The organism is Kribbella sp. NBC_00382, from assembly GCF_036067295.1.
Classification (GTDB): Bacteria; Actinomycetota; Actinomycetes; order Propionibacteriales; family Kribbellaceae; genus Kribbella.
Window position 1 is genome coordinate 318,470 of record NZ_CP107954.1, and the last position, 13,045, is coordinate 331,514.

13 protein-coding genes and 1 tRNA gene are annotated in these 13,045 nt (G+C 67.2%); 4 read left to right on the forward strand and 10 right to left on the reverse strand.

Annotation, left to right across the window (positions count from 1 at the left end; all coding sequences use genetic code 11):
• Positions 1-207: 207 nt before the first annotated feature.
• Entirely contained in the window at positions 208-402 is a 195-nt protein-coding gene (locus OHA70_RS01500) for a hypothetical protein (RefSeq protein ID WP_328327654.1), read from the reverse strand.
• Between the two features lie 644 nt (positions 403-1,046).
• Positions 1,047-1,120 (reverse strand) — tRNA-Met (locus tag OHA70_RS01505).
• A gap of 106 nt (positions 1,121-1,226) precedes the next feature.
• On the opposite strand from OHA70_RS01505, the gene OHA70_RS01510 reads away from it, so the two are divergent.
• On the forward strand, positions 1,227-2,192 hold the full coding sequence (locus OHA70_RS01510; protein WP_328327656.1) for a GNAT family N-acetyltransferase: 966 nt from the start codon (positions 1,227-1,229) through the stop codon (positions 2,190-2,192).
• Between the two features lie 201 nt (positions 2,193-2,393).
• The gene (locus OHA70_RS01515) at positions 2,394-3,416 is read left to right on the forward strand and encodes a hypothetical protein (protein ID WP_328327658.1); all 1,023 of its coding nucleotides are present in this window, start codon (positions 2,394-2,396) and stop codon (positions 3,414-3,416) included.
• Positions 3,417-3,476: 60 nt separating this feature from the next.
• Here OHA70_RS01515 and OHA70_RS01520 read toward each other — a convergent pair whose 3' ends face one another.
• The 6 genes from OHA70_RS01520 to OHA70_RS01545 all read right to left on the reverse strand — a co-directional run bounded on the left by OHA70_RS01520 (position 3,477) and on the right by OHA70_RS01545 (position 9,516).
• Positions 3,477-4,058 carry a hypothetical protein gene (locus OHA70_RS01520; RefSeq protein ID WP_328327660.1) on the reverse strand — a complete coding sequence of 194 codons (582 nt, stop codon included), beginning with the start codon at positions 4,056-4,058 and terminating at the stop codon, positions 3,477-3,479.
• 157 nt (positions 4,059-4,215) lie between these two features.
• The gene (locus OHA70_RS01525; protein WP_328327661.1) at positions 4,216-7,185 is read right to left on the reverse strand and encodes a UPF0182 family membrane protein; all 2,970 of its coding nucleotides are present in this window, start codon (positions 7,183-7,185) and stop codon (positions 4,216-4,218) included.
• A complete protein-coding gene (locus OHA70_RS01530; protein ID WP_328327663.1) occupies positions 7,182-7,799 on the reverse strand; it encodes a PPA1309 family protein in 618 nt (205 codons plus the stop codon). The genes OHA70_RS01525 and OHA70_RS01530 overlap by 4 nt, the downstream gene beginning before the upstream one ends.
• The gene (locus OHA70_RS01535) at positions 7,787-8,824 is read right to left on the reverse strand and encodes a YlbL family protein (RefSeq protein ID WP_328327665.1); all 1,038 of its coding nucleotides are present in this window, start codon (positions 8,822-8,824) and stop codon (positions 7,787-7,789) included. The genes OHA70_RS01530 and OHA70_RS01535 overlap by 13 nt, the downstream gene beginning before the upstream one ends.
• On the reverse strand, positions 8,821-9,060 hold the full coding sequence (locus OHA70_RS01540; RefSeq protein WP_328327667.1) for a hypothetical protein: 240 nt from the start codon (positions 9,058-9,060) through the stop codon (positions 8,821-8,823). The genes OHA70_RS01535 and OHA70_RS01540 overlap by 4 nt, the downstream gene beginning before the upstream one ends.
• Positions 9,061-9,090: 30 nt before the next feature.
• Positions 9,091-9,516, reverse strand: a complete 426-nt coding sequence (locus tag OHA70_RS01545) for a molybdenum cofactor biosynthesis protein MoaE (RefSeq protein WP_328327669.1) — start codon at positions 9,514-9,516, stop codon at positions 9,091-9,093.
• 159 nt (positions 9,517-9,675) lie between these two features.
• Between OHA70_RS01545 and OHA70_RS01550 the strand changes: the two genes are divergently transcribed.
• Positions 9,676-10,983 (forward strand): zinc-dependent metalloprotease, encoded by a 1,308-nt coding sequence (locus tag OHA70_RS01550; protein WP_328327671.1) that lies wholly within the window; start codon positions 9,676-9,678, stop codon positions 10,981-10,983.
• On the forward strand, positions 10,980-11,513 hold the full coding sequence (locus OHA70_RS01555; protein ID WP_328327673.1) for an NUDIX hydrolase: 534 nt from the start codon (positions 10,980-10,982) through the stop codon (positions 11,511-11,513). The genes OHA70_RS01550 and OHA70_RS01555 overlap by 4 nt, the downstream gene beginning before the upstream one ends.
• A gap of 212 nt (positions 11,514-11,725) precedes the next feature.
• On the opposite strand, the gene OHA70_RS01560 is transcribed toward OHA70_RS01555, so the two are convergent.
• Positions 11,726-12,337, reverse strand: a complete 612-nt coding sequence (locus OHA70_RS01560) for a DUF2064 domain-containing protein (protein ID WP_328327675.1) — start codon at positions 12,335-12,337, stop codon at positions 11,726-11,728.
• 24 nt (positions 12,338-12,361) lie between these two features.
• Positions 12,362-13,000: a response regulator transcription factor gene (locus OHA70_RS01565; protein ID WP_328327677.1), complete on the reverse strand. Its 639-nt coding sequence runs from the start codon at positions 12,998-13,000 to the stop codon at positions 12,362-12,364.
• Positions 13,001-13,045: the final 45 nt, after the last annotated feature.

A 13,045-nucleotide genomic window follows, 5' to 3' on the forward strand; every position in this document is an offset into this window, starting at 1 on the left:
ATCTGGCACGAGGGAAGGGAGTTCGAAGTCCGGACATCTCCTGGCGTGCTCAGACTCCCACTGTCACACAGGCGAGCGCGCCGCACGGGCGCCAGAAGCCATGCCTTCTAGGGACCAACGACTCTGACAGCCACTAGGCGCCTCGCGGGTTTCTCATCACCGGCCGGCCGTACGACGTCCGCATCAAGTGCTGTCGCGACCCGGCAGCTAGCGAGTCCGGTTCTTGCGATAGTCGATCAGGCAGGCGGCAGAGGTGCAGAGGCCCGCCAGGACTGCCAGCCAGCCGAACCAAACGGGTTCCAGGATCGTGGAAACCAACAGGACAAGGGTCAGTACGAGAGCGCTGACGCCGACCACCAGCCGCCGACGCTGACCAGGAACACCTCCGCTGCCAGGCTCCATCCGGCGACCCTACTTCTCGACTGCCCCGGTGTCAGCACCTTCGACGCCAGCCGAACCAATCCGATCGGCCGCCGCGGTAAACCGTTTGAGGGGTCTCGCCCGACTGTGCCCATGGTTCGGCGTCCCGCTCGACAGGTAGTGCACGCCGATACGGCGTACGCGGATCCGCTGTTCACGCTCAAGAGCACTAGGCGCCACCCACTACTACCTGTCCAACGGCACGCGACCACTCCAACGATCGCCGAAACAAAGGCCAGCTGCAGACGACGCAGGAGTCTGGGCTGCGTGGCCAAGCGTGGGGATGCGTTCGTTGCCGCATCATCCAGTTGGCTAGTGACTTGAGGCACTCGGCAGCCAGGTACTCGGCGCGGATGCGGGCGACGGAGTTACTCGCGAACCGAGGGTAGTGGGCGCGCTGGCGGGGAGTAAACGATGCGTGGGTGAACCTGGTGCAAGCGTCGGACGGTCGCCCGGCGGCGAGGGCGGGGCTGGGCCATTGGAGTTGGGTTGTGAGCTACGGCACTCGCCGACCCCGGGGCTCTCGCATAAGCGCGACGGAGGAGAGAGCGTGCAGCTGGCGTGGGGGTACCACGGTTGCTTTGGACAAGACGAAGGCCCGGACCAATGGTCCGGGCCTTCCAAAGTAGCGGGGGCAGGATTTGAACCTGCGACCTCTGGGTTATGAGCCCAGCGAGCTACCGAGCTGCTCCACCCCGCGCCGCCTTGATGTCTTTAGTTTAGGGGATGTGGGCTGAGAGTCCAAATCGAGGGCGGGGAGGGAAAAGGTGTGTCGCGGGTGAGCGGGGGCGGCGTAGCTTTTGGGGATGGGTGATGGGGTGATTCGGGAGTTCACAGGTGGGGATCTGTGGGCGGCTGCGCTGCTGCTGGCGGAGCGGCAGGTGCGGCATCGGGGTAGGCATCCGTTGTTGCCGGCTGAGTACGAGGATCCGCAGGTGGCGTTGGGTGAGGTGACTGCCGCTTGGGAGACCGAAGGGGCTTCGGGGGCTGTGCTCCTGGAGGGCGGGGAGGTTACGGGGTATTTGCTGGGGGCCCCTAAGAGTTCGCTGACCTGGGGCAACAACGTCTGGGTTGAGCGGGCGGGGCATGCGGTGAGGGAGCCGGAGAAGGTTCGGGATCTTTATGCTGTCGCGGCAACCAAGTGGGTAGCGGATGGAAAGACGGCGCAGTACGCGTTGGTGCCTGATGATGCAGAGTTGCTGGATGCCTGGTTCCGGTTGGGGTTTGGGAGTCAGCACGCGCATGCGGTGATGCCGATTCCGGCCGAGCCGTTGCCGCCGCGGCCGGGGGTGACGGTGCGGCGGGCAGGGCGTGGGGATATTCAGATGCTGGCTGAGTTGGATCTTGTTTTGCCGCAGCATCAAAGGTTGGCGCCGACGTTCAGTTCCGGGGAGCTGCCGACGCTCGAGGAGGCGCTCACGGACTGGGAAGAGTCGATCGATGATCAGGAGTACGCCACTTTTGTTGCTGAGAGCAACGGAAAGGTGATCGGGTCGTCGATCGGGTGCTCGGTGGAGAAGTCGAGTGCGCACAGCGGGCTGGCGCAGCCTGACAACGCCGGCCTTCTTGCCTTTGCGGCGGTGTTCCCACAGGCACGTGGCGCGGGGGCCGGAAGGGCTCTCGGCGAGGCGGTGATCAACTGGGCTGCGGGAGTCGGGTACACCTCCGTGGTGACGGATTGGCGGGTGACGAATCTGCTCTCGTCGAGGGCCTGGCCGCGGCTCGGATTCGTGCAGACATTCCATCGTTTGCACCGGGTGATCGGGCACTGATCAAGCCATCGTTTGCATCGCGCAACGACAGCCAGGTCAATCAAACGCTCTGTATACAAGGGCTTACGCTGAGCTATTGCCAATCGCTGAGCGCGCATGCTTGCATTCCCCCAGTAATCGTTCCTAAGGATCGTTTCTTTATAAGGGGGGAATCCGATGCCACGACCGTCTTTGCTTGCCCGCCTCCTAGCATGTCTGTTGATGCTGGCGGCGGCCCTCACGATCATCCAGCCCGCGAACGCCGCCGTCCCGGACCGCAAGGCCTGGGTGCTGTGGAACCAGACCGCGGGCACCATCGTCCCGACCGGCACCTGGCCGGCGCCCAGCAGCGTGATCCCGCTGGCCCCGGCCGGCCGGTACCAGCTCAAGTTCCCCGGACAAGGTGCGCCCGGTGGGGTCGTGCACGTCACGGCCATCAACAACGCGCCGCATTGGTGCCAGGCCGAGAACTGGTTCCAGTCCGGGCCGGACGAGATCGTCAACATTCGCTGCTATCGCGTCGGTGGCGCACTCGATGTGACGAACTTCAGCGCATTCTTCGTCAGCGCGTCCGGCGGTCCGGCGCCCGGTCTGTTCGGGTACGTCGATTCGCAACCGAACGGCGCACTCGTCAGCCAGTACAACTCAGCCGGCGCCCCGAACACGTCGACGCCGCTCGGTGTCGGTCAGTGGCAGGTGAAGTTTCCCGGGCTGGTCGCCGGCGGGACTCTTGACGGCAGTCTGCAAGCCACCGCCGTCAACCCGCAGCAAGGCGCCCGCTGCAAGGTCCGCGCCTGGAGCTCCAGCGGTGCAGGTCAGGACGTGAGGGTGCTCTGCTTCGACGCGGCCGGCGCCTTGCTGAACACGCGATTCACGCTCACCTACCAGTACAAGGCCTCCCTGTACGGGGCTGCCATCCCGCCGAAGTACTTCGGCTTCTTCCTCAACCAGCCGCCCGCCGGACCGCCGAGCACCAACATGAACTCGGTCCTCGGGCTCGGCGCGAACACGATCACGCCGGCCGGTCTCGGGCTGTCGATGGTGATCTTCCCGAAGATCGCCTTCACGCAGAACACGGTGCAGGTGACCGCGTACGGGTCCAACTCGAACTTCTGCGGGCTGAACACGTTCTGGACCAACAGCACGTCGGGTCCGGATCTGATCGTGCGGGACGTCAACTGCTTCACCAACGCCGGCGCAGCCGTCAACACCGGCTTCACGGTCAGCGCGAACTCGATTCTCTGACCCAGGACCGCCACCGCCGGGGCCCACACCGACAACGCTCGGTGTGGGCCCCGTGCCAGGTCAGGCAGTGTCCTCCGGGTGGAAGCCCATCGCGGTGGTCAGCAGGTCGTCCTCGCTGAACCGGGTGCGGTCGATCGACACCTCGGCGGCGATTCCGGGCGAGATGAAGAAGAACACCTGGTCGTCGGCGCGGTAGCCGCCGTAGCCGGCGACATCGACGGCGGTCAGCTCCCAGGTTGCCGGGTCCTGCTCGTGGTACTCGGTCAGGAAGGTGCGCAGGGCCTCGAGGTCGATCACCTTCTCGCCCCGGATGGTCTTGACGGTCAGGTCGACCTTGGTCGCACCCTCGGGGTCCGGGCCGGTCTCCCAGACCCGGCTGTGGAAGACGACGTCCTCCCACTCGTACTCGAAGTCGCTCGGCGTGCCGATGCCGCCGGGCAGGTGGTCGATGGCGAATCCGTCCAAGATGCACGCCCTCTGCTGGGTCGATGGGGACGTCCGGTGCTGGCCGGACGGTGACGCTGGTACCACTGCGTTGGCCGCCGCGGCGGTCGGTAGCAGAACGGTCAATGCGGTCGCGCCGCCGATCACGATACGGCGGGTGGCGGGGCGGATCGCGGACCAGGACGAAGAAAACGACATAACTGCCTCCTCAGGCGAAGCACCCGGTGGGTGAAGGGTTCCTTGCCAAAGAAGGTGCAGCAGGTTCGGCCGAGATCGCGGATGAGTTCAGGAGCTGTGGAAAAGAACCGGGCGGTGGCACCTATGAGGTGCCACCGCCCGGTTCAGGAGTGCTTTGTCAGCCCGTTGGGGAGGTTGGTGGGCTGGTTGGGGTTGTTGGAGTTGAGGGGGTGCCAGACGGTGGAGTCGTTGGGTTGGTGACCGGGGCGTTGCCGGCGGCAACTGCTCGGTCGAGGGCGGCCTTTACCAGGTCGAGTTGCTTCTGGTACTCGCCCAGGTTGCCGGTCTTCAGGGCTGCTTGGGCCGCGTTCCACGCGGTTTGGGCCTCCGCCAGTGCCTGCTTCACCGTCTGGTTGGCCGGTGGGGTCGTCGGGGTCTCGCCCGGCGGTTTCTCGCCGGTGTCGACGTTGGCGTTGAAGACCTTGTCGAGGGCTTCCTTCAGAGTCGTGCCGTAGGCGACGCGATCTCCGAATCCGACCAGCACGTACCGGAGTACCGGATAGCTACCCTGGCCGCTCGTCCGTACCGAGTAGACCGGTTGCACGTAGAGCAGACCACCGCCCAAGGGCAGCGTCAGCAGGTTGCCGAACTGGGCTCTGGCGCCGCTGGATGGCTGGTTGATCGGTAGCAGCGCCAGCCGGATGCTCTCGTCGGTCTGGAACTTGTTCGAGACCTGCCCAGGACCAGGTATCTGCACGTTGCCCGGCAATTTCAGAATTCTGAACTGGCCGTAGTCCGGCGACGAGGCCTCGGAATCGACCGCCAGGAAGCCGGTCAGGTTCTCCCGCTGGGCGTTCGGCACGTAGACCGAGGTCAGCGAGAACTTCGTGTCGGTCTGGTCCGGCATCCGCAGCGACAGGTAGAACGGCGGCTGGTCCGGCGTCGGCGAGTCCGAACCGCCAGGGCTGACGGTCGGGTCGGCCGGGACGCGCCACAGGTCGCTGTTCTGGTACCAGGTGGTCGAGTCGGTGACGTGGTACTTCGCGAGCAGGTCGCGCTGCACCTTGAACATGTCCTCGGGGTAGCGCAGGTGCTGCATCAGCGCGGGCGAGATGTCCGAGCGCGGCTTGACCGTGTTCGGGAACGCCTTCATCCAGGTCTTCAGCAGCGGGTCGCTCTCGTCCCACGCGTACAGGTCGACCGAACCGTCGAAGGCGTTCACGACCGCCTTGACCGAGTTGCGGATGTAGTTGATCTCCTCGCTCGGCTGCGAGGCGACCGTACCGCGGCCCGTGGTGGTGTCCCGGGTGCTGTCGTCCAGCGCGACCTTCTGCGAGTACGGGTAGTTGCCCGACGTGGTGTAACCGTCGACGATCCAGACCACCTGGCCGTCGACGACGGCCGGGTACGGGTCGCCGTCCAGGGTCAGCCACGGAGCGGCCTTCTGGACCCGCTCGCGCGGGGTGCGGTCGTACAGGATCTTCGAGTCGCTGTTCACCCGGCTGGACAGCAGGATGTTCGCGTCCCGGAACTTGGTGGCGTAGAGCAACTTGTTGCCGAACGAGCCGAGCGAGACGCCGCCCTTGCCGGTGTAGGTGTTCAGCGTGGGCGGGCCGCCGTCCTTGCCCTCCGGCGTGTCCAGCTCGACCGCCGAGGAGCCCTTCGCGCCACCGACGATCGAGTAGTTCGGGGACTGCTCGCCGAAGTAGATCCGCGGCTCGTAGTCGCCCAGCTGGCCGACCGGCGGCAGGTCCTGCTCCGACCAGACCGGCGTACCGTCCGTCTTGCGCTGGTTGCCGTTCGCGGCGACGACGCCGTAGCCGTGGGTGTAGACGGTGTGGTCGTTGTTCCAGTTGCGCTGACCGGCCGGCAGCCGGTCGATCTCGACCTCGCGGACCGCGATCACGGTGTCGCGGGTCTCCTTGCCGATCTTGTACCGGTCGACGTCCAGGTCGGTCGGGAAGGCGTAGAAGCCGCGGACCTGCTGCAACTGCTCGAAGGTCGGGCCGACGACGCTCGGGTCGATCAGCCGGATGCCCGGCAGCACACCGGCGTCCGCGACGAGCTGCTCCGAGGTGGCCTGCGTCTTCGCCTCGTAGTTGATGACCTTGGTCTTCTCCAGACCGTAGGCCTGGCGGGTCGCCTCGATGTTCTTGGTGATGTACGAAGCTTCCTTCACCGGCTCGCTCGGGCGGACCCGCAACTGCTGCAGAGCAGCCGGCCACAGGGCGCCGAGCAGGATCGCCGACAACACCAGTACTACGGTGCCGACGCCCGGCAGGAGCCACGTCTTCCGCACCACGTTGGCGAAGAAGAGGCCGGCACAGATCACCGCGATGACGGCCAAGATCTCCTTGCTGGGCAGGACCGCGTTGTCTCCGGTGTAGGAGATACCGGTGAAGAGCCTGCTGTCGGAGGTGGCCAGCCCGAAGCGGTCGAGCCAGTAGCTGAACGCCTTCAGCAGGACCAGCAGTCCGAGCAGCACCGAGAACTGCACCTGTGCGGCGCCGGAAGCCTTCTGCCCCTTCGCCGACGGGCGGAAGCCGCCGTACAGGTAGTGCGTGATGATCGCGGCGACGAGCGAGAGCAGGACGATCGAGTAGCCGAAGCCGAGCAGGACGCGCAGCCACGGGTAGTCGAAGACGAAGAACGAGATGTCCTTGCCGAAGTGCTTGTCGGCGACACCGAACGGGGTCCGGTTCTTCCAGGCCAGGAAGACCTTCCACTCCCCCGACGCGGCCGAGCCGCCGAAGACGAGCATCAGGGTGGCGAGCACGCCGACGGCGATCTTGCCGCGCTGTTGCAGCAGGTCGCCGTACCGCTCGAAGCCCGGGCTGGGCGACGGCGCGAGGGCGACCCGTGGCCGGGTCCGGAAGGCGACGATCACGTTCGCCACGACGGCGCCGGCCATCAGCAGGCCGACCACGAAGAACAACAGCACCCTGGTACCGAGCACGGTGCTGAACACCGAACCGAGGTCGAGGGACCGGAACCAGAGTCGCTGGGTCCACACGTCGGTGAAGACGCTGAACAGGATGAGCAGCACGATCAAGGTGGCGATCGTGGGCAGCAGAGCCCGCGGGCGCTGGCCGGGCGTTCGCCGCGACCGCCTCGGCTCCTCCGGCATGTCGTAGACGCCGTCACTCATGGCAGCTTCTCCTCGTTGTCACTCGTACCGCCGAGCACAGAGCCAGGACTACCCGCAGTCGTCGGCTCGAATGTCAATGACAGTACTTGGCAAAGCGTAGGGACCAAGTCGACGCCGGTGAGTACCGCGCTGTCCTCGTCGTGCGTGCGCAACCGGACGGCGCCGAACCGGTCCCCGTCCCGCAGGACAGCGGCCACCATCCGTACTTCGTGACGCCGCGGATCCGAACCCGCCAACCGGGCGAGTTCCGCGTCGGACTCGGCATCGGCCAGGCCGGTCTCGACCGACGCCGGGAGCACGATCCGCTCGACCGCGACCGCGCAGCCGCTCACCCCGTCCGGCCACTCGATCCGGGCCAGCGCGTCGGCCAGGTGCTCGTCGTCGCCACCGGGCAACTCGCCCTGCGCGACCGGAGTGAGCGGCTGGGACGCGTCGTCCGCGCCCAACTCAGCGGCCAGTTGCGGCTCGGCGGCGAGCAGGTCCTCGGTCGGAACCAAGGCGAACAGCTGCGCCGGCTGATCCCAGCCCGCGCTGCTGACGTGCCGCTCGATCTCGATCACCGCCCGGCCGAGCGCGTCTGAAGGGATGCTGCTGTCAGGACCTACTTCGTGCATGCCGGGACGTCTCCAGTTCCACTGGCCAGTGCTTTCAATGCGCCGATCGCCTCGTGCAGGGTGGTGATCTTCACCAGGCGGATGCCGTCCACGTCGGCGTGCAGGGCGGCTTCGCAGTTCGGTTCCGGGACCAGGAAGACGGTCGCGCCGTCGTTCTTGGCGCCCGCGATCTTCTGCTGGATGCCGCCGATCGCGCCGACCTGGCCGAGTGCGTCGATGGTGCCGGTACCGGCGATGTGCTTACCGGCCAGCAGGTCGCCGTCGGTCAGCTTGTCGTAGATGGCCAGCGCGAAGGCGGTACCGGCGCTCGGCCCGCCGATGTCCTGGCCGAGGTTCACCGTGACCTTGACCGGCGACTCGACGCCGATCGTGATGCCGACCATCGGGCGGGTCTTGTCGCTCGGGGTGGCGGCGGTCTTCAGGACGACGGTCTGCTCTTTGCCGCCGCGGCTGATCAGGAAGCTGACGTCCTCGCCGACCTTGTGCTTGCGGACCAGCTCGCCGACCTGCGGCACCTGCGTCGGCGTGGTGCCGTCGACCTTCAGCACGATGTCGCCGGGCTTGAGCTTGCCGTCGGCCGGGCTCTTCTCCGCGACTGTCGAGACCTTCGGCTTGAACGGCACGCCGGCCTCTTGCAGCGCGGCCGCGACGGCGCTGTCCTGCGAGCCGGTCATCTCGGCGGTGTTCTGCTGCTCGACCTCGTCGGCGCTCTGCTCCGGCGGATAGATGATGTCGCGCGGGAACAGGTCGTGGTGCGGGTCGAGCCAGTTGCGCATCGCCTGCGGCAGGGTCAGCTCACGGTCCGGCGAGGTGACGCTCACCGTGGTGAGGTCCAGCTCGCCGGTGGTCGGGAAGGTCTCGTGGCCGGTGATCTCGATCACCGGCTTGCCCTTCGCCTCGCCCAGGGTGTTCTTCACCGGGCCGGGGCTGAACGAGACGAACGGCACCGGGAAGACGGTGACCAGTCCGAGGGTGAGGAGGAGCACGACGATCGAGGTGACCAGCGTGGCGGTACGACGTGTCACGAACCCTGCCCTGCGATCTTGAGTTTCCGGAAGAGACCGCGCAGCCCACGGCGCGGCTCTGGGGTGGATCGAGGACTGGGTGCTGCCACCGCCTCGTTGAACCGGCGGAAGTCCTCCACCGACGCGAAGGCGCCAGAGGACCGGCGGGGACCGCGACTCCGCCCGCGCCATGCCGCCCAGCACATCGCCAGGGCGGTGGCGACCAGCGGGAACGCCAGCCACGCCAAGACCTTCATCCGGCCACCTTCATGCGCCCAGCGTACGGGTCAACAACTACCGACCCACTCGCTCGCACCGTCGGCGAAGCGTTGCTGTTTCCAAATCGGGACCTCCGCCTTCAGCTCGTCGATCAGCTGACGGCAGGCGGCGAAGGCGACATCGCGGTGCGCGGCGGCCACGGCGACGATGACAGCGATGTCTCCGACGGCCAGTACGCCGGTACGGTGCACGGCCGCCAGGGCGGTCACGGCGGGGTTCTCGCAGACCCGCTCGGCCACCACGCGGAGATGCTTGAGCGCCTCCGGGTGAGCCTCGTAGGTGAGCTCGTCGACCGAGAGGTTGTGGTCGTGGTTGCGGACGGTACCGAGGAACAGCGCCGTACCGCCGGCTGTGGGGTCGGCGATCGCGGCCAGCACCTCGTCGCTGGACAGCGCGGTCTCGCGGATGTCCAGCAGCCTGATGGTCTCGGTCATGATCGGTCCTTACTCTCTGCGCGCACCATACTGTCTACACGGTCGCACCAGCGCTGGCGTACGCCTGACTACGGTAATCCGTTCGCCTCTGGAGGAACGGAACCGGGGAACCAGTACGTTGGAGTAGTACGCCCCACCTGCACAGGAAGGCCCACTCCGATGAGCGACGAACCGGACAACCCGTTCAAGGGAACTCCGTTCGAGGCCATGTTCCAGCAGTTCTCCGGCGCGGCCGGCCCGGGTGGCGCTGACGGCATGGACCTCAACGCGATCTTCGCGCAGGTCCAGCAGCTGCTCAGCGGTTCGGGCGACGGCAAGCCGGTGAACTGGGACCTGGCCAAGGACATCGCCCGCAAGACCGTCTCGGCTGCCGGGGACCGCTCCGTCACCCCGACGGACAACGAGCGGGTCGCGGACGCAGTACGGCTGGCAGAGCACTGGCTGGACCCTGCGACCACCCTGCCCGAGGCATCGGCCACGTCAGCGGCCTGGAGCCGGGCGGAGTGGGTCGAGAACACCCTGCCGGTCTGGCAGACCGTCGTCGACCCGGTCGCGGAGCACGTCGCCGGGGCGATGGGCGGCGCCCTGCCCGCGGAGGCGCAGCAGATGGCCGGACCGATGGGCGGCATGCTCCGCCAGCTCGGCGGCTCGATCTTCGGCGCCCAGGTCGGTCAGGCACTGGGTGAGCTCGCCGGTGAGGTGGTCAGCTCGTCCGACATCGGCCTGCCGCTAGGCCCAGCCGGCCAGGCTGTACTGATCCCGGACAACGTGGCGAAGTTCGCCGAGGGCCTGGGGCTCACCGACGAGGACGTCCGCCTGTACCTCGCCCTGCGCGAGTGCGCGCACCAGCGGCTGTTCGCCGGGGTGCCGTGGCTGCGCCAGCACCTGTTCGCCGCGGTGGCCGACTACGCGTCGGGGATCGAGGTCGACAGCGGCAAGATCGAGCGGGCGATGTCCGAGATCGACCCGCAGAACCCGGAGGCGATCCAGGAGGCTCTCCAGGGCGGCCTGTTCGAGCCCGAGGACTCCGAGGCGCAGAAGGCGGCGCTGGTCCGGCTCGAGACGGCACTCGCGCTGGTCGAGGGCTGGGTCGACGACGTCGTCCGCGAGGCGACCAAGGACCGGATGCCGTCGGCAGTACAGCTCGCAGAGACCGTACGCCGGCGTCGCGCGGCCGGTGGTCCGGCGGAGCAGACCTTCGCCACCCTGGTCGGGCTGCAGCTCCGGCCCCGGCGACTGCGCGATGCGGCGAACCTGTGGGCCGCAGTGCGGGATGCCCGTGGGACCGATGGACGCGACGAGCTGTGGTCGCACCCGGATCTGCTGCCGAGCGCGTCTGACCTGGACGACCCGATCGGGTTCGCTCAGCACGCGGGCGAGCTGGCCGACATCGACATCACCGACTTCCTGGGTGAGGACGACGGCGGGGCTCCCGAGGACAAGGGCTCTGGTTCAGACGACAAGTGAGCTTGCACGCTGATGCGACCGCAGTACTGACTGGCTGGGATCCACCGGATGCCGCGCAGGCGGAACTGCGGGAGCACTATCTGAAGTACCTGGCCGGGCACGAGGACGGGATGTGGCGGTCCTCGCGCCCGGAACATCTGACAGCCAGTGCCCTGGTGGTGGATCCGTCCGCGCCGAGGGTGCTGCTGACCCTGCATGGAGTCGTCAACCGATGGCTGCAGCTCGGTGGGCACTGCGAGCCGGGCGACACGACGTTGTCGACCGCCGCGCTACGGGAGGCGACCGAGGAGTCCGGGCTGACCGGGTTGCGGATCGATCCGCAGCCACTGCAGCTGTCGCGCCATGAGATCACGGCCGGCGGCTGCCGAGGGACCTTTCACCTGGACGTCCAGTTCCGGGTGACGGCCGCGGCGGGAACGACGTACGTGGTGAGCGAGGAGTCGCACGATCTGGCGTGGTTCGGTGTCGAGGACCTACCTGCGGATCTCGACCACGCTGTCTCCGACCTGGTGCGCCGGGCCTACGCCTGAAGTCAGGGTGTGCGGGCCGGTCCCTGTAGGCCGGCCCGCACACGTCTGTCTGGGTGTGGGCCGTCGTCGCTCCCCCCTTCCCCGACTGCCGGTAGCACCGCCCCTGAACGGCACCGACAGCCGGTTACGACGACGGCCCCCTTGGTCCCCGTGGAAATTCCCCCATGTCCCCGCTGCCTGGGAAAACGAGCCACTTGCAAGAAGGTGACGGCTCAAGCACCACGAAGTAGGGATCTGGTCGCATCCCAGCCTTCGAGGCCCGGATCCAGTCGCGCCAAGTCAGCATTCGATCGCAGCCGGTGCCAACCAGGGCCGATTCCGATCGCGTGACGGCGGGGCTTGAGACTCTCGAGTTCCGCCAGCGGAGTGTCGAAGGCCGGAGCGGCATCCGCGATCCAGGACGCCACGGGGAGCTTGATGCCGATGGCGGCGAGGGAGCCGTCCTCGGCAGGCGTGACGGCCAGGTCGGCCGAACCGAGTGCGCGGAACAGCTTGCCGATCAGGAGCCCAGGCAGATCCGGTACGTCGAAACTGACGGCTACAACCGCCGCAGCGGTGCCGGCCTGATCGACTGCGTCCAGCACCGGCCGCGCGGGGTCAACCGAGTACACGGGAGTACCAGGCCAGGTAAGAGCAGCAACCGCAGCCAGTGCAGCGTCATCTCCGCCCACGACGGCTACTGCGACGTCCACGCGATCAAGAGAAGCCAGTACTTCGTATGTGTCCTCCGCCAGCGCCAACCGCCAAGCGTCGGCCGTACGCCCCGGCGGAGCCCAGGTACCGGCTGCCGGAACGACTAGTACGACTACTCGGCGGTCAGTCACCGGCTGAGAGTAGCTCTCCGGGACCTACAACGACTCGAGCAGGCCGAGCTTCAGGGCATGCATGATCGCCTGGGCACGGTTGGAGGCTCCGAGCTTCTCGTAGAGCCGGGCCACGTAGGTCTTGGCCGTCGAGAGGCTGACGCAGAGCGAGGTGGCTATCGCGCGTACCGAGAGCCCCTGGCCGAGCAACGAGAGCACCTCGGCCTCGCGGGGGCTCAGTAGCGGCTGTGCTTGGGGTTGGTCGCGCCTGGCCATCGCGGGAGCCAGGCCGGTCGCGGTGAAGCTGGTGGCGGCTACTGCTGCATGCCGGATCGCCGCGAGCACCTCCTCGATCGGTGCCGTGTTGGTGACGAAGGCCGAGACCCCTGATTCGAGCGCTTGGAAGAGAACGTCGTCCCTGCCGTCCGAGGCCAACAGCACGATGCCCAGATCGGGGTACTTGTACCGGAACTCGCGAGCCATCTCCAGGCCGTCCAGGTCCGGCAGGACGGCGTCCAGGACCAGGACGTCCGGCTTGCTGGTCGCCACGATCGCCAGCGCGTCCGCGCCCAGCCCTGTCTCGCCGACGATCTCCAGGTCCGCTTCCTGCACGACAAGTTCGACCAGGCCGAACCTGACCAGTGTGTGGCCGTCCACGACGACGACCTTGACCTGATCACTCATTGCTTCTTCTCCCCCGACCACCGAGTGCACCCACGAGCGTGTCAG